Source organism: Oligoflexia bacterium (assembly GCA_035326705.1).
Lineage (GTDB): Bacteria > Bdellovibrionota_G > JALEGL01 > JALEGL01 > JALEGL01 > JALEGL01.
This window is the reverse complement of record DAOLES010000003.1, coordinates 86,691-102,521: the sequence shown is the minus strand read 5'-3', so window position 1 is coordinate 102,521 and position 15,831 is coordinate 86,691. Positions and strand designations below refer to the sequence as shown.

Here is a 15,831-nt window from a genome sequence, read left to right as displayed (position 1 = left end):
AAGTTTTATATGGCCATAGATCATAAATATTTTTTAGATAAGTTAGAAGCGATAGAACGTTCTTTAGAAAAAAGAAACAGTGACTTTAATGCTTCACAATTAAAAGAAAAAATTAATCAACGCAATCTATTGCAAAAACAGCATGATGAAACTGCCGCGCTGGCAAAAGAAGTTTCTTTACAAGTAGGAAATCTTTTTCAAGAAAAAGCCAGCCAAGAGACGATTGCAAAGACCAAAGAAAAAGCTGCTCAGTTAAAGGAAGCATTACAAAATATTAAAAATGATTATGAAACCTTAAACAAAGATATCATTGAAATTTTATTAGGTATGCCCAATATTTTGGATGAATCTGTTCCTGAAGGGAAAGATGAAAATGATAATGTTTGTATGATGAGCTGGGGTGAGCCCAAGCAATTTGATTTTGATGTGCGTCCGCATGAAGACTTAGGTGAAGCCTTAGGTATTATAAACTTTGAACAAGGGGCAAAGGTTGCAGGATCAAGATTTACGGTGTTGCATGGTTGGGCTGCTCAATTGGAGCGGGCATTGGTTAACTTCATGCTGGATATGCACCGCAAAGCAGGCTACAGCGAGATTTCTGTACCTTATCTGGTCAATGCGCAAGCCATGACGGGAACCAGTCAATTACCCAAGTTCAGCGAAGATGCTTTTAGTATTGTAGACCCGCAGTACTACCTTATTCCTACAGCAGAAGTCCCAGTCACCAACATTTATGCTAATGAAATTTTAGAAGCCAGTCAATTGCCTTTATCTTATGTTGCGTACAGCCCATGTTTTAGGCGAGAAGCAGGTTCATACGGTCAAGATACCAAAGGTCTGATTCGTCAGCATCAGTTTCATAAGGTGGAGTTGATGCGTTTTGTTCACCCAGAAGAGTCGGCAGATTTGCACGAAGCCTTAACCGAACAAGCAGAAAAAGTTCTACAAGCTTTAGAGCTTCCTTATAGAAAAATGCTCTTATGTGCTGGCGATACTGGCTTTGGCGCGGCCAAAACCTATGATTTAGAGGTATGGTTGCCCAGTCAAAAAAAATACCGGGAAATCTCATCGTGCTCCAATTTTAAGGATTTTCAAGCCAGACGGGCCAATATCAGGTTTAGACCGGAAAATGGTGGTAAACCGGATTATGTACATACCCTCAATGGCTCTGGTTTAGCCGTGGGCAGAACTTTACTGGCTTTATTGGAGAATTACCAAAATGAGGACGGGAGCATAGAATTACCAAAAATTCTTTCCCCTTACATGCAAGATATGTTAAAGATACAACTTCAAAAATAAGGACCTGGTTTCTTATAGATTTTTCAAGGAGGATTGGCCGAGTGGTTGAAGGCGGCGGTCTTGAAAACCGTTAAACGGGCAACTGTTTCGGGGGTTCGAATCCCTCATCCTCCGCCACTTCTTTCATCTCTAAATCGTATTAACAGTTAGTTCAGATGTTCTTAGTCAATTGTGCTAGGATTCGAACCCAGCTCCCTGCGGTCGCGGTTCGTTTGTTTTTTGTGTGAGCTTTGCTCACATGGCTCATCCTCCGCCATTTCTTTCTTAGTATAATCTCCATCATTTTTTCAATTTTGCAGTATTTTTCATATCGTGCATGGATTCGAACCCAGCTCCCTGCGGTCGCGGTTCGTTTGTTTTTTGTGTGGGCTCTGCCCACATGGCTCATGCTCCGCCACTTCTTTGTTAGTAAAATCTTCATCATTTTTTCAATTTTGCAGTATTTTTTTGTATCGTGCTGGGATTCAAACCCACGCTCCCTGCGGTCGCGGTTCGTCTGTTTTTTGTGTGGGCTCCGCCCACGGCGCTCATCCTCAAAGATTGTGATGATCGTAAACTAAAAATTGTCTCTAAAATATTCGGTATCAATGTTGTTGCATGTTTCTACAGCAAGGGCGATTTCGTCTTGGTTGCGGGAGAAATAGGTTTTGCCATGGTGTTTGTTTTTTCTGACCAAGGCGCAGGCCTGACACATTAAATTGTAAGTTTTTTCTATTTCCTCTACGGGCTTGCTGTTTAAATAGATGTCAAGAAATGGATAAGTGGCTGTTTGACAAGCGTACACAGCATCTTCAAGTCTATTTTGTACATTTTGTCCCAAAGCATTGTGTTTTTTCTTAGAAAGATTATCAACCCTATGGATATGTAGGAACTCATGAAAAAACCCAATTTCAGCCAAACGTAGATTCTTTACTTTTTCGAGTATCTTAAGAACATCAATTCTATTTTTATATAGGTGTGTTGATACATCGGCTTTCTGGCTAACTTGATGTTCACAACTCACTTCAAGTGGACGATTCAACATGCTTTGCAAGATTGCACCCGTTAACTGTGGATTAATAACATTGAGCCTGGTTAAGCCTCTTTTAATGGATTGGATAAAACTTTCTTTATAAAGATTGGCTGATTCATGACAGTTTTCAAAGCTAAACGTCCAGCTAAGTGAAGCAAATTGTACTAGGCTTTCAATGGTGTCAGAAGTGTGATTATCTCTATGTATTTCACTGTAAGCAAAATTAGCAAAAAGAAACAAAATTAAAAAAACATGTAAATAACGCATAGCGTTTATATAGTATGAAATAAACTAATATTTCAAGAAAATAACAAGAAAGAAGATATATTTACGATCGGTATTTTTTCATTTTAGAATTTACGGGAGTGAATGGCAGCAGGTGTTTATTGTAGTTATGCTAGAATTTGTACCGAACTTTCCATGCACTGTATTTTTTGCATGGTTTTTCCTATAAGTTTATATTTTGAACTGCGAAAAAGCTGGTTTTATTTAGGGTTTGATTATTGCGTAGGGTATTCATAGGCCCCAATACTGGGAGGATTATTGAATAAGGTACCATTGATATCTCTTTGAATATCTACAATCGCTCCCATGCCAATCAAGGGGGATGTAGGGTTTAGGTTCATATCAAATTGATCTATATCAACAATGTCTGGGTTCTCAATAACCATAGAAGGTTCCCATGAATGGATGTTATCTCTATATATATAACCACTATCGGCATCAATGGCGTAAAGTACGTTCCCTGTGGTAGGTCTAAAACAAGCGTTGTTGCTGTGGTTTGTTGATGTTCCCAAATTAACAACCATGCAACTATCACCATTTGTCTGAGTACCTAAATTTATAAGAAGATTATTTTTAAATGTATTTACGCCCGGTGTAGTGGTGTCATCCATATAAACATTACCTTGCCCAGCCATAAGGGTGTTATGAAAAAATTGAAAAGAAGCTTTACTTCCATTGTGCGAGTAACCATTACCAGCAATCATCAACCAAATCACGGCTTTTGAGTTCGCGTTCTCAGTATAGAAAAAATTGCCATAAACTTTTGCACTTGGGGCATAGCCGTTCTGTATACTAAAAGCTGGGTAGTTTTTCATGTGAACTTCATTGTATCTAATATGAGCGTTTTGAGGTGTACCGTCTTCATTTCCAGCCAACCCCATAGCAGTTTGATTCCCTCTGTCGCCCTGCTGAACTCTATTACACTCAACAACAGCATTATGAACGCTTTGTGACATTGATATTCCTGTGGCTCGATCTTGGCCATTTACTCCAAAATTTGTTACATAGTTATGCCCGATGTATAAGTCAGTAAGTGTTGAGGGCGTGGCACCATGAACAGCTCTACCACAATAAGCTGTAATACCATGGTTGGAAGCCCCATCAACATGGTTGTTGATAAAATGGATATCAGACATATCCGTGTTCCATGTCTGAATCAATGCAGCTATAACATAGTCATCATTTTGATCACCACAGTTTAAAATATGGTTATTTTGTACAATAATATTATTTTCCATAGATTGAATGGCATCAGGTGAATAATAGCTATCAGTTCCTCCTACAACTAGTCCAAAAACATTGTATCCTGAACCATCTATGGTTGTATTTTGAAAAATGACATGGCTAGCACCACTAATATTGACAATAGCTAAATTTGGAGCGGTCCGGTCAGCAGCAGCTCTAAGAACAGCTTTTTCACCATCTCCCCAGTAGTTACCATCCCAAATAATAGGAGATTCTTGGGTGCCACTTCTAAATATTCTCAAGGCTTGTGTTTCAATAAAAATATCTCCACGTTTTAGTGCAATAAGGCTTCCAGGTTGAGTGACTGTTTGAGCAGCATGATGTGGCGTTTTCCAAGCTTGGCTCGGGGATAAGCCGGTGTTTTGGTCGTTGCCACTTGTACTTACATAGTAAATCTTTGTTGGAGTAATTGTAGTAGGCACAGGCGTTTCTTGGCATGCGGCACCAATTATAGGGTTTAAACCATTATCCTCTACTTGAATACTTTGATCAAGCAAACTACAGCTAGAAAATAGTAGTAGCATATTAATAATACCTGCATACAAACAGTGACGAAAATAACAGGTCGTATAAATCATGACTATAATTATAAATGCAATTTTCATTCCTAAAAAACTATAATTTAAGTATCTAAAATCATAGAATTTTATATTCTTAGCAGAGTCCAAAGAGCAAAAAAAGTTATTCTAATCGCACTTTACTGGCGAAATTTTGCACAGTATAAATAGGGCTTGACTGTTAATCTAAATAGAGTTGTTTGATTAAATTGATCTAGCATTCTGAAGAGTTATCAATAAGATGACTAATGATTTTACGGCTTTTCTACAATTATGACGTTTTAATATCAACAACAATATAGAAAAATTTAATACTGCAAGTCAACAGTAATTAATCAATATAATCATTGACAGAAAAAACGCATGCGTTATTGAAGGCGGATGAACGTTAAGATTAAGAAGTTAGTAAGTGAAGCTGTGATTCCAGCGTATGCCAAAGAGGGTGATGCGGGCATGGATTTAACCTGCGTGTCTGTGGATCAAACAGAAATGTATGTAGAATATGGTACTGGGTTGGCACTGGAGATTCCTCAAGGTTATTGTGGCCTTTTGTTTCCACGCAGCAGTGTTTCAAAAACCGGGCAGTCTTTGTGTAATTCCATTGGCTTGGTTGACTCAGGTTACAGGGGTGAATTGCGTTTGCGTTACTATGCGCAAAATAGCGACGCACTGTATGCTATTGGGGATAAGGTAGGGCAGCTTTTAATTATGCCTTACCCATCAATACAACTTGAAGAAGTATCTGAGTTAAGCACTTCTGAGCGTGCTCAAGGGGGCTTTGGTAGCACGGGGCAGTAAAATTATGAGCGATGGTAAAGAAAACTTTGTGGCTTTGGATACACTGGATACAGATATTCAGTGCGAGCTGCGTTATTATAGTACAGAAAATTTTACCGGTGAAAAAGTACCAGGCTATCAAGCCTCACGTTGTTTTTTAAGTAAGCCGGCAGCGCAAGCTTTATTAAAAGTAGAAAAAGATTTAAAAAAACTAGGATTGGGTCTGAAAATTTTTGATGCCTATCGTCCGCAAACAGCGGTTAATCATTTCATAGCATGGTCAGAACAAGATAATAAAAACGCCATGAAACAACGCTTTTATCCCAACTTAGAAAAAAAAGATCTTTTTAATGGCTACCTTTCCTGTAAATCTGGGCATAGTCGTGGCAGTAGCATTGATTTGACCTTAATCAACAGTCAAGGTCAAGAGTTGGATATGGGCACTGAGTTTGATTACCTAGATGAGTTATCGCATACGCATAGTCAAAATGTATCTGAACAGGCCCAAAACAACCGGTTAATTTTAAAACAAGCCATGGAAAAACATGGTTTTGAAAATTACCATAGAGAGTGGTGGCACTTTTCATTAATCAATGAACCACATCCTGATACCTATTTTGATTTTGTGATTGAATAAATTTTTTCTTCAATAATCTCCAATAAAAAGTGAACATAAAAACCATATATTAGGATAAGTAGGGGTTTGTTTTAAATGTTTTGAGCTAAGTCTTAGCCCTGTGATTAAGTAAAGCATTATGATAAAATATTATGATTGTTTAGAATTTGTTTAATATTGGTTAGCGGTATAACACTTTCACTGTTTATGCTTGCCTGTGACTCATCCATTGAAGGCAAGGGTGTATGTTCTTTAGGGGATATTGAGTTGCGCACATGCAGTTTACCGCATGGGCAAGGTCAAGAAAGTTTTCTTTGTGATTTAGAGGGTTGGAAAAAAGCAAAAGAGTGTAGTTTAGAGACATGTGAGGATGGTTATTTTGAAAAGAATCAAGTCTGCCAAGCCATGACCACTTTAGGGGGAACACAATATTATGTGAGCTCAGATGGAAATGATTCTAACCCTGGAACACGCTCAGCTCCCTGGAAAACCCTGAATAAAGTTAATACAATGTTTAGTAATCTATCTGCTGGAGATGCTGTTTTATTTAGAAGAGGAGATCAATTTAGGGGGAGTTTACAAATTAATAAATCTGGAAATTCTTCATCACCTATTCTTGTAGGAGCCTATGGTGAAGGCAAACGTCCAGTTTTAACCGGCTTTACACAAGTGACCCAATGGCAAAATGATGGGGGAGGCGTTTACTATGCAGATATTCAAGACTTAACAAGTGATGTGAATACCGTTGCAATGAATGGTAGTTTGAAAGCCGTAGGGCGTTACCCCAATGATACTTGGTTGACAGCTGAAGCTGTTTCTGGATCAAGTTCAATAACAGACAATGAGCTAACTTCTTCACCAAATTGGACCGGTGCACAAGCATTGGTTCGTAAAAATCGTTGGATTTTTGATCGTATGCAAGTGACATCACATAGCGGGCAAACTTTAAGTCTTTCAGGTGGTGGGTACAATGCAACACCGGGCTATGGATATTTTTTTCAACGTGACCGAAAAACCTTGGATGTTTTTGGTGAATGGTATGTTGAAGAAACAGCAGCGATGAATAGTAACAGACTTTATGTTTACTTTGGTCAATCAGGACCAAGTCATCATAAGGTGGAAGTTAGTGTGCATAGAGATGTTATTTATAATCTTGGACATGGTTATATTGTGATCAGTGATTTACAGATAGAAGGGGGGGATAGAAGTGGGCTATATTTAGCAAATGCTCCACACGTGACTCTACAAAACAGTCGTATCCAACTCATAGGAGATACCGCTGTTTTAGGTGAGAACAACTCTATAAACTCTGACAATCTTATTATTTATAAAAATACAATTTCAAGTATTGCCAATCGAGGGATTAAGCTTGGTATTCAATTTCCTAATGCTTTAATTGATCAAAATCATATTCAAGACATAGCTATTTTCCCAGGTATGAGTGGAAACAGTGACAATCAAGGGGGTGCTTTTATTTCGCATGCAAATAATGGAACGATAACCAATAATACAATTGAGCGCATAGGTTATACTGGGGTTCATTTTTATGGTGGAGGTATGTTAGTAGAAAACAACGTCGTTCGTGATTTTTGTCTTGTAAAAGATGATGGCGCTGGCATTTACTCTTATCAAGGTGAAGCGGTGAGAGCGCAATCTATGGTTCGCAACAATATTGTTGTTAATGGTTTTGGAAACTCAGAAGGAACTCCCAATGGAGAGGGTGATGCTTTTGGAATTTATATGGATGACCTAACGGAAAACGTAAGCATTGAAAATAATTCAGTGGGTATGATGGGATATGCGCCATTGTACATTCATAATGCACAAAGAGTTGATGTGTTAAACAATACATTTTTTGATGGACATCGTGCTGGTGCCTTGATGAAACACGATAATTTACATCCGTCTAATCCAATCCGTGAAATAGAAATGACAAACAATACGTTTATTAATGTAAAAAGTGGCCAAGCTGCTTTAAGTATTTACACGCTCAATGAAGATGTAGGACAAATGGGTATATTTAATAACAATCACTATGTTCTTTCAGATCAAAGTGGAACAGCTATTGCCTGGGGAAAATCTGGCGATGGCACACATAGAACCGGCTATAACACTTCAACATGGTTTCAAAGTTATGGTTATGGAGAACAGTCACAAACAATTGTGGCCAATTCAAATCCTTATATAGTAAACAATAGTTTAAGTTCAAACTTGGCAAGTACAAGTTCCATTAACTTGTTCTCTTATGATAGCTCTATCACAATTGATCCAATAGAAGAAAAAGACTATAGATTAAGTTTCAGTATAACTGGATCAGCAGATGATGTGATTCGTTTTTCAATCAGTAAAGTGTCAAACTACTTGTATCTTTCAGAGTTGCTGTATGCCGAAGTAACTGAGCAAGTACAAAACTATGAATTTATCATCAAGATGAAACTGAGTGAGTCAAACCCAATGATTTATTTTGATGCTGGACCTGATTTTGGATCTGCCACTATCAATAACATAGAGTTGATAGAAGTCGATACCACAAGCAGTAATCTAGCACCAAAAATGTTTTACAATGAAAATGATTTTGAAATTGTAGTCCCCTTAAATCAAGCTTACCAAGATTTAAATCAAAATAATTACAGTGAATATTTGCGTCTGTCACCGATGTCTTCAAAAATACTTTGGCCACAAAATTAAGACTTTATTTAAACTATTTATGGGTATTTAATGCTAACGGTAATTTCACCATCTTCATTGCTTTGACAACTATGACTGGAAAACTGTTGGCTTTGTTCCAAACATTCACAGCTGTAACTTTCTACACATAATTCAGGCATGCCTTGGCAAGCATAGTTGGTAGAAGAAGGATTAGCGCCGCCAGTACTGGCTTCACAAATAGGGAGGAAAATATTGCAAGTGGCTACCCCTCCACAGTCAAAACTGAGATCACTGGGAACGGGGATATTGGGGAAACCATCGTTTCCTGATTCAGAACAATTGCTATGTAGAGTAATACAAATCAGAAAACCCAAGGCTATTAAAAGACGTTTCATACTTGTCGAGTATAGCAAAATACTGACATTGAGCAAAATGCTTAGATCAAATCAAATTTTCCAAAAGGATGGATAGGGGCTTTCAAAGGTCATGTTTTTTTCTTGGCCAGGTACTGGGGTTGTTATTTGCCAAGCATGCAGGTGCATAGGTGGAGAAGGCTCAGTGCTGTTGATAAGACTTAAGTAAAAATCATCTCCTAAATCATAAATAGGATCTCCTACTATTGGACAACCTAAATGTGCCATATGCACGCGCAACTGATGCCGACGCCCCGTTTTGGGGAACAGTTTTACATAGCTATGTTTAGCGTCAGTTTTAATGGTTTCAAAGCGGGTGTAAGCATTTTGACCTTCTTGAGCAACTTTACGTTTGATTTTAACAACACTTGTATCATCATCAGCCAAAAAGTTATCTAAAACACCTTCATCTTTGAGTAACGGTCCATTGAGTTGGGCTAGATAAACTTTTTCTAAATTTGCACTTGAAAAAACCCTGCCATAAAAGCGTGCGGTTTCAATATTTTTAGCCAGAATCACCAAACCAGAAGTAAGCCGGTCTAAACGATGAACAGGCCGTATTTCAGGATCATTCAGTTGCTTTTGAAAAAACTCAACCAAATTATCTTGCCCGGGTTTGCCAGCTGGATGAACCAACATGCCTGAAGGCTTATCAACAACCAAGATGTTGTGGTTTTGATACAGGATATCAACATGGTCAAATTTTTGTATGTAGCTCATGATTGTTAAAGTTTGCAATTCATGCTTGCAAGTTGTTTTTGCACAGCTTATAAGGGGTATGCCTTATGGATGCAACAAAAAAAATAACAGTTTTTTCCTATCGGCGCTGTCCTTTTGCCATGCGGGTGCGCATGACTTTGCATGAAAAAAACATTATTTTTGAAACCAGGGAAGAAAAATGGGGCGCCTTTTCTCAAGAGCTTAAAGAAAAACATCCTGAGGCTAAAGTCCCAGTTTTAGTACATGGGGACACCGTTATATATGAGTCAGCTATTATAACGGAGTACATAGAGGATGCTTTCCCAGAACCTGCTTTACTGAGTCAAGACCCTAAACAAAGAGCAAAAATGCGACTATGGACGTATTGGTGCAATCACGTCTTTAAACCACATGTTGATCATTATAAGTACGGTACAGCACGATCAAAAGCAGAAGATGTTGAGAAAGCACCGGATAATTTACGCAAGGACTTGGAAAAACTTGAGCAAACGCTTGTTAAACAAGCCTATTTATTAGGAGATACAATCAGTTTAGCAGATATTCATGTCTTTCCTTTTTTACGGCAATTGAATAAAGTCAATCCAAGGTTGGCCAGTTTAGATGAGTGTCCAGCCACACTTCAATGGTTGAACAAACTTTTGGCAAGACCTGCTTTTGAAAAAACAATGGAGAAAAAAAATGCTTAAGTACATGCATAACATGAAAGAAAGAGAGGATCTTGAACAAGCTTTGGCTGCAGAAAATTTTGCTAGGATTCCAGCATCTTTTTATAAGTATGGCAAGATAGAGAGCCCACAAGATTTTCGCAACGAACTGTATAAATTTTGGTACCCAATGCGTGTTTTTGGTCGAGTTTATGTTTCCAATGAAGGGATTAATGCTCAAGTCAGTGTTCCTGAGTTTTTGTGGAATGAATTTGTTGAGACGGTTCATTACTTTCCTTTACTAAAAAAAATCATGATTAATCGTTCTACAGATCAAGGACGAGCAGCCTTTTTAAAGTTAGATATTAAGCTACGTCAAAAAATTGTAGCGGATGGGATCGAGGGCAATTTATTTGATGAAGTTGAGCCCGGAGAACACTTGTCTCCCCAAGATTTTCATGAAAAATTAGCAAGCAAAGATGTTCTTCTTATTGATACACGCAATGATTATGAGTGTGAAACGGGACATTTTGAAGGAGCATACTGTCCACAATCAAAAACCTTCAGTGAAGTTTTACCAGAAATAAAAACCAAGTTTGCGCAAGAAAAAGATAAAACCATTTTAATGTATTGCACAGGCGGTATCCGCTGTGAAAAGGCCAGTGCCTATATGAAAAAAGAAGGTTTTAATAAGGTTTATCAACTTAAAGGTGGAATTATCAATTATCTTAATACTATAAAGCGTGAAGGCAAAGACTCCAAATTTAAAGGGAGTTTGTTTGTGTTTGATGGAAGAATGGCAGAACCCACTGTGGATCAGGTTTTAAGCCGATGCCATCAATGTGGTGCAGCTTATGATGTTCATAGTGACTGCGCCAATGTTAAATGTCATACTTTAATGATTCAATGCCCACAATGCGCAGAAAAGTTTTCTGGGTGCTGTGGAGAAACTTGTCAAAAAACGATTATAGGAGAGCAAGCGCATGTTTGATCAACATACATTTATTGATTTTATGTTAAAGCATAAGGTGGTTGGGACCTTTGAACAAGCAATTCAGCTTAACTCAGGTAGGTACTCTAACTGGTATGTTAATTGGAGAGATGTAGCCCAAGATGCCTATGCACTAGACTTGTTATGTGATCAAGTTTTGGCTTTTACCAGCAGTCTAAATTTACAGGTAGATACATTTTATGGTGTTCCTGAAGGTGCGAGTAAGCTAGGGTTTTTATGTCAGTACAAGTTTGCTAAACAATCAGAAAATTTTGCTTTAGGCTCGCATGTTTTATCTATGGGTAGAGGAAAAGTGAAAGCGCATGGCAATCCCAAAGATCAATTTTTCTTGGGTGTTCCCAAAGGTAGAACTCTGGTGATTGAAGATGTAACCACAACAGGCATGTCTTTGGTTTTAGCCATCAAAAAGCTTAAAGAAGCACAAGTTGATGTTGTGGCTGCCATTGCTTTAACCAACAGAATGGATGACCCCAATATTAATGTTGAAAAAGAACTGGCTGCTTTGGGTGTTCCCTATCAATGTTTAAGTACGGGTAAAACGATTGCACAACATATGCTGAATCGCCATAATGAAGGCCAATTTATGCTTTCTGAAGCCAGCATAAAAGAATTTGAAGTACTTGCTCAAAGTTAATAACCGTAATCAATACGCGCAAATAGCACATACATTAAGGTATTTTTAGTTTGTATGCGACAAAAAGGGCCTTGAGTGCATAACAAAAAAATAATACAACGCATAAAATTTTTAATTTAAGATTTTTTCTGGGGGGAAATATGAAAAATCTAAACTTAATGCGCCGTATTGTTTTGATTATTGTTGTTTGTTGTGGGTTTAATCTTTATGCACAAGAAGCAACCATGCAAAGTGTAACTGCTGATATGAAAGTATATCAAGTGAGCATGGAATACAATGTTGGTTATACAAAAACAGCTCGGCAAAACTATTCTTTTACTATCAAATGCTCCGATGAAACGGAAAAATGTTCTTTGCACTTTAAAATCAAAGATCAAGATAACAGACTATTGTTTGATATTATGTTTTCAGATAAAGCTGAGCCCATGCTAAGCAATATAGCGCTATACAGCGATGTTACGGATAAAACTTTAGAAGAGGTCTTGCCGGCAATCAATAATTGTAAAGAGTTGGATAGTTTGTTTTCCAGTATGTACAATCAATATTTAGCGTTTTCTGAAGATATCAAATTCAATGAAGCCAGTAATACTTATGAAGGTTATGAATACAATCATGCCACACCTTTGGTCTTTTTAAGTAAATCAGTTTTACAATTATCACTGTTACTTAAAGAGAAAGCGAACACTGATATTGATGAATGCCAAAGAGAACATCAATTAGTGGATGTGCCTGTTTTGTTTTGGAAATTAGAAATGTGCCCAATTGCAAAAATCAGTAAGGCTTTAAATCAGCTTAGCAATGCTTCTGTACTTTTAGGGGTTGATTATCAAATGGCTTGTACAAGAAACTATAATAATAGTTCAAGCAGCAGACTCATGTTAATGGGAGATGATGGAAGAGATATTTATATAGCTCCCCCAAGGCAAGGTTGTCCTGGGTATGAGATTGGTCATAAATTGCGCCAGTATGGAGCTATGTATGAAAGCGCTCAAGAGCAATACATTGACGCTTGGTATGCAAAGTAGAAGTCACATGCTACAAGGGCCTAAATCCGGTAAGACTTTAAAGTAATTATACTTTTTTAGCCCATGTGCTGCACCAGCCTTTTGCCGGCACATAACCATCAGGTAAAAGCGTGCATTTGCCATAAGTTTTACCAGCTTCTGGTGTATAAAAGCTACAATTTGAGCACAACTGATCTTTGCCTTCAACGTCACCGCGTTTAATTCTAAGGGCTGGGTCAGCATTTTTAGCATCTTCAACATATTTGAGGTTAACAGCCATTTTATTCTGTGGATCTACATATTTAACAGATTCTTTTTTAGCTGGAGCAGGCGTAGGAGATTCTGTGGCAGTGGCTTCCGGGGTTCCAACCGGGGTAGCTTCTTGCTGTATACTTTCTTGAGGAGGTTCAGTTGCTTGTTTTGGAGCTTCTTTTTTCTCAGAACTTGTGCATGCACCCAAAACCAAGGTACTCAAACTGGCAAAAAAACTTTTTTCAATAAAATCGCGTCTATTCATGCTGGCTTTATAACGCAAAACAGAGCAATTGATAATAAATTTTGCTTGATAAAGGTATTTTTAAGATAAATGATGATTTGTCAGAGGAAGCATGGTTTTATTGATAAATATCAAGCAGTGAGATGGAAGAGCTTTGTTTGCAGTGCTCTAAAATAGCTTGAGCTCTTTTTGCCAAAGGAGTTTTTTTAATTTTTGTTAAGGCGTAATTTGCTTCTAGGTACAATTGTTGGATACGCTCACCAATGATTTTGGCTTGTTCAAAATTTTCAATTCTAGCGTAGTCTTGTTGGAAATTGAGAGATTGTAAAAAGAAAATATGCTTATAACGGTATTGAGATAAGGTGTTGATTTCATCAAGAGGCAGGCCATAGGCGGCACAATCAAGAAGACCACGTTCAATGAAAATAAATTCTTTTGGATCTAGTTGATTTTCTATATGTGTCTGAAATTTAACAATATCGCGTTCAAACTCAACCTGATCTTCACGCAAGGTATGTGTGCTAATATTTTGACTGTTACCTATATCAATCAATCCACGAGCAACTTCTGGAATCACTTTAAAGCCCATGAACCGCAAGTAATTTCCTAAACTGGTGATGCCAGAGCTGGGAGCTCCTGTGATAATGTGCCAGTTGGTTTGAATCATGATGCAGGTGTTCTATCTGAATCAAAGCTTAAATAAAAATTTTTGCTGTAAAAACTGAATTTTAATTTTTGTCTTTTTAAATTAAAAAAAATCATATAGGAAAACTTTATGCAGTGTAGAACTTGGGTTTGTGACGCCATTAAGACAATTGAGCAGGATTTTCAACGTTCGGCAGATACACATCTTTTAAAATTAAATATTCCAAAATTAAAAAATATTCACTTGTATTTTAAAGATGAATCCATTCACCCAACCGGAAGTTTAAAGCATCGGTTAGCAAGATCTTTGTTTTTACATGGAATTTGTAATGGAAAGATCACGGCCAATACAACGGTTATAGAGGCTTCTTCAGGTAGCACGGCCGTTTCTGAAGCCTATTTTGCTAGGCTACTTAACTTAAAATTTATTGCTGTGATGCCAAAAAGCACATCCGTAGAAAAAATTGAACAAATCAAATTTTATGGTGGCGAATGTTTTATGGTGGACGATCATAGAGAAATTTATTCTCAAGCCGAGTCTTTAGCAAAAAAACTGAATGGTCATTATATGGATCAATTTACCTTTGCTGAGCAAGCAACCGATTGGCGAGGCAACAATAATATTGCGGACTCCATTTTTGAACAAATGGCAAAAGAAGATTTTCCTGATCCAAGTTGGATTGTTGTAGGTGCGGGTACCGGAGGAACCTCAGCCACCATAGGCCGCTATATTCGCTATTTGTCTAAAACGACTAAACTGTGCGTGGTAGATCCAGAGAACAGCGTTTTTTTTGATTATTATAAAACAGCAGATAAGACACTTTGTTCAGAGCAAGCTTCCGGCATTGAAGGTATAGGTCGGCCAAGAGTAGAACCTTCATTTATTGCCAGTGTGATTGATGAGATGATACGTGTACCCAACGCAGCATCCATTGCTGGGGTTCACTTTTTAGAGAAACTGCTGGGTAAAAAATATGGTGGCTCTACAGGTACCAATCTTTTTGGCATGATAAATCTTGCGCATCAAATGTATAAAAATAAACAGCAAGGGTCTATAGTGGGTTTAATGTGTGATAATGGTGATCGTTACTTGCAGACTTATTACAATCCAGACTGGCTTAAGCTTAAAGGTTACGATATCAATCAATGGTACAAGGTTTATGAAAAATTTTATGATACCTTGTCTTGGTTAAAGTAAAAAAATGAACCTTAAAAAATTAAAATCTTATGAAAAGCAGTTTTTTATGCGTTACCCTGGCGGGTTTGAAAACCCGGAAATGCAAGAGATTGCTAAAAAACATAAAATGCCCAAAATGATGGATTTTGTAAAATCTACTTTTGCTAAACAGAATTTTGATGATGTAGAACTACTTATTGCAAATTTTACAAAGCTTGTAGGTCAATCCAGTATGGTTTCTGTTTTTGAGAAAGCAAAGTTGAGAGACCATTTAAAAAGCATGTATCATGAAGACAAACAGATTTTATGCCAAGGCTTGTATCAACTTTTACATGGTAAAATGCAATTAGGCTTTGAAATTATTATAGATCAATTAGAAAAAGTGAAATTAGCCAAATGGACAATATTAACGGCATTACCAGTGTATTATAAACCCAAAAAAGAATATTTTATTAAACCGACAACCGTCAAAAAAATTATTCATAACTTTGAGTTGGATCTGGTTTATAAACCTTTACCCAGCTGGTCATTTTATAAAAATATACGCAGCCACCTAGACCAAATGAAAAAACAGGTAGACGCAAGGCTCTCACCCAGTAACGCAGCATTTACCGGTTTTTTAATGATGACCATGGAGTAGACTGTT

16 protein-coding genes and 1 tRNA gene are annotated in these 15,831 nt (G+C 37.5%); 11 read left to right on the top strand and 6 right to left on the bottom strand.

Annotated features, from left to right (window positions below):
* The first annotated feature begins 9 nt into the window (after window positions 1-9).
* Both serS and PKC21_05395 read left to right on the top strand, forming a co-directional pair.
* Window positions 10-1,299, top strand: coding sequence for a serine--tRNA ligase (serS, locus tag PKC21_05400; protein ID HMR24771.1), 1,290 nt, complete (start codon window positions 10-12; stop codon window positions 1,297-1,299).
* Between the two features lie 27 nt (window positions 1,300-1,326).
* A tRNA-Ser gene (locus tag PKC21_05395) sits at window positions 1,327-1,416 on the top strand.
* A gap of 439 nt (window positions 1,417-1,855) precedes the next feature.
* Here the strand turns inward: PKC21_05395 and PKC21_05390 are convergent.
* Window positions 1,856-2,578: a hypothetical protein gene (locus PKC21_05390; GenBank protein HMR24770.1), complete on the bottom strand. Its 723-nt coding sequence runs from the start codon at window positions 2,576-2,578 to the stop codon at window positions 1,856-1,858.
* A gap of 233 nt (window positions 2,579-2,811) precedes the next feature.
* Complete coding sequence (locus PKC21_05385; GenBank protein ID HMR24769.1) at window positions 2,812-4,419, bottom strand: hypothetical protein; 1,608 nt, start codon at window positions 4,417-4,419, stop codon at window positions 2,812-2,814.
* Between the two features lie 360 nt (window positions 4,420-4,779).
* Between PKC21_05385 and PKC21_05380 the strand changes: the two genes are divergently transcribed.
* The 3 genes from PKC21_05380 (at window position 4,780) to PKC21_05370 (ending at window position 8,479) form a co-directional block, all read left to right on the top strand.
* Window positions 4,780-5,196 (top strand): dUTP diphosphatase, encoded by a 417-nt coding sequence (locus PKC21_05380; GenBank protein HMR24768.1) that lies wholly within the window; start codon window positions 4,780-4,782, stop codon window positions 5,194-5,196.
* Between the two features lie 4 nt (window positions 5,197-5,200).
* The gene (locus tag PKC21_05375) at window positions 5,201-5,812 is read left to right on the top strand and encodes a M15 family metallopeptidase (protein HMR24767.1); all 612 of its coding nucleotides are present in this window, start codon (window positions 5,201-5,203) and stop codon (window positions 5,810-5,812) included.
* Window positions 5,813-5,998: 186 nt separating this feature from the next.
* On the top strand, window positions 5,999-8,479 hold the full coding sequence (locus PKC21_05370; GenBank protein ID HMR24766.1) for a right-handed parallel beta-helix repeat-containing protein: 2,481 nt from the start codon (window positions 5,999-6,001) through the stop codon (window positions 8,477-8,479).
* Between the two features lie 17 nt (window positions 8,480-8,496).
* Here PKC21_05370 and PKC21_05365 read toward each other — a convergent pair whose 3' ends face one another.
* A complete protein-coding gene (locus tag PKC21_05365; GenBank protein ID HMR24765.1) occupies window positions 8,497-8,835 on the bottom strand; it encodes a hypothetical protein in 339 nt (112 codons plus the stop codon).
* A 51-nt stretch (window positions 8,836-8,886) separates the two neighbouring features.
* Window positions 8,887-9,573, bottom strand: coding sequence for an RluA family pseudouridine synthase (locus tag PKC21_05360; GenBank protein HMR24764.1), 687 nt, complete (start codon window positions 9,571-9,573; stop codon window positions 8,887-8,889).
* A 65-nt stretch (window positions 9,574-9,638) separates the two neighbouring features.
* On the opposite strand from PKC21_05360, the gene PKC21_05355 reads away from it, so the two are divergent.
* From PKC21_05355 to PKC21_05340, 4 genes are all read left to right on the top strand, one after another.
* Window positions 9,639-10,259, top strand: a complete 621-nt coding sequence (locus PKC21_05355) for a glutathione S-transferase family protein (protein ID HMR24763.1) — start codon at window positions 9,639-9,641, stop codon at window positions 10,257-10,259.
* Window positions 10,252-11,208 carry a rhodanese-related sulfurtransferase gene (locus tag PKC21_05350; protein ID HMR24762.1) on the top strand — a complete coding sequence of 319 codons (957 nt, stop codon included), beginning with the start codon at window positions 10,252-10,254 and terminating at the stop codon, window positions 11,206-11,208. The genes PKC21_05355 and PKC21_05350 overlap by 8 nt, the downstream gene beginning before the upstream one ends.
* On the top strand, window positions 11,201-11,863 hold the full coding sequence (locus PKC21_05345; protein ID HMR24761.1) for a hypothetical protein: 663 nt from the start codon (window positions 11,201-11,203) through the stop codon (window positions 11,861-11,863). The genes PKC21_05350 and PKC21_05345 overlap by 8 nt, the downstream gene beginning before the upstream one ends.
* 140 nt (window positions 11,864-12,003) lie before the next feature.
* Entirely contained in the window at window positions 12,004-12,888 is an 885-nt protein-coding gene (locus PKC21_05340) for a hypothetical protein (GenBank protein HMR24760.1), read from the top strand.
* Window positions 12,889-12,934: 46 nt separating this feature from the next.
* Here the strand turns inward: PKC21_05340 and PKC21_05335 are convergent, their stop codons facing one another.
* Window positions 12,935-13,384 (bottom strand): high-potential iron-sulfur protein, encoded by a 450-nt coding sequence (locus PKC21_05335; GenBank protein ID HMR24759.1) that lies wholly within the window; start codon window positions 13,382-13,384, stop codon window positions 12,935-12,937.
* A 97-nt stretch (window positions 13,385-13,481) separates the two neighbouring features.
* Entirely contained in the window at window positions 13,482-14,030 is a 549-nt protein-coding gene (locus PKC21_05330) for an ATP-binding protein (protein ID HMR24758.1), read from the bottom strand.
* Between the two features lie 108 nt (window positions 14,031-14,138).
* Between PKC21_05330 and PKC21_05325 the strand changes: the two genes are divergently transcribed.
* On the top strand, window positions 14,139-15,206 hold the full coding sequence (locus PKC21_05325; protein ID HMR24757.1) for a PLP-dependent cysteine synthase family protein: 1,068 nt from the start codon (window positions 14,139-14,141) through the stop codon (window positions 15,204-15,206).
* 4 nt (window positions 15,207-15,210) lie between these two features.
* Complete coding sequence (locus tag PKC21_05320) at window positions 15,211-15,825, top strand: hypothetical protein (GenBank protein ID HMR24756.1); 615 nt, start codon at window positions 15,211-15,213, stop codon at window positions 15,823-15,825.
* Window positions 15,826-15,831 lie beyond the last annotated feature (6 nt).

Bases quoted from the DNA above. Each gene is read 5' to 3' on its own strand.
- PKC21_05370 (HMR24766.1), top strand. From the start codon at position 5,999: ATGCTTGCCTGTGACTCATCCATTGAAGGCAAGGGTGTATGTTCTTTA.
- PKC21_05390 (HMR24770.1), bottom strand. From the start codon at position 2,578: ATGCGTTATTTACATGTTTTTTTAATTTTGTTTCTTTTTGCTAATTTT.
- PKC21_05365 (HMR24765.1), bottom strand. From the start codon at position 8,835: ATGAAACGTCTTTTAATAGCCTTGGGTTTTCTGATTTGTATTACTCTA.
- PKC21_05355 (HMR24763.1), top strand. From the start codon at position 9,639: ATGGATGCAACAAAAAAAATAACAGTTTTTTCCTATCGGCGCTGTCCT.
- PKC21_05380 (HMR24768.1), top strand. From the start codon at position 4,780: ATGAACGTTAAGATTAAGAAGTTAGTAAGTGAAGCTGTGATTCCAGCG.
- PKC21_05335 (HMR24759.1), bottom strand. From the start codon at position 13,384: ATGAATAGACGCGATTTTATTGAAAAAAGTTTTTTTGCCAGTTTGAGT.
- PKC21_05360 (HMR24764.1), bottom strand. From the start codon at position 9,573: ATGAGCTACATACAAAAATTTGACCATGTTGATATCCTGTATCAAAAC.
- PKC21_05345 (HMR24761.1), top strand. From the start codon at position 11,201: ATGTTTGATCAACATACATTTATTGATTTTATGTTAAAGCATAAGGTG.
- serS (HMR24771.1), top strand. From the start codon at position 10: ATGGCCATAGATCATAAATATTTTTTAGATAAGTTAGAAGCGATAGAA.
- PKC21_05320 (HMR24756.1), top strand. From the start codon at position 15,211: ATGAACCTTAAAAAATTAAAATCTTATGAAAAGCAGTTTTTTATGCGT.
- PKC21_05350 (HMR24762.1), top strand. From the start codon at position 10,252: ATGCTTAAGTACATGCATAACATGAAAGAAAGAGAGGATCTTGAACAA.
- PKC21_05385 (HMR24769.1), bottom strand. From the start codon at position 4,419: ATGATTTATACGACCTGTTATTTTCGTCACTGTTTGTATGCAGGTATT.
- PKC21_05375 (HMR24767.1), top strand. From the start codon at position 5,201: ATGAGCGATGGTAAAGAAAACTTTGTGGCTTTGGATACACTGGATACA.
- PKC21_05325 (HMR24757.1), top strand. From the start codon at position 14,139: ATGCAGTGTAGAACTTGGGTTTGTGACGCCATTAAGACAATTGAGCAG.
- PKC21_05330 (HMR24758.1), bottom strand. From the start codon at position 14,030: ATGATTCAAACCAACTGGCACATTATCACAGGAGCTCCCAGCTCTGGC.
- PKC21_05340 (HMR24760.1), top strand. From the start codon at position 12,004: ATGAAAAATCTAAACTTAATGCGCCGTATTGTTTTGATTATTGTTGTT.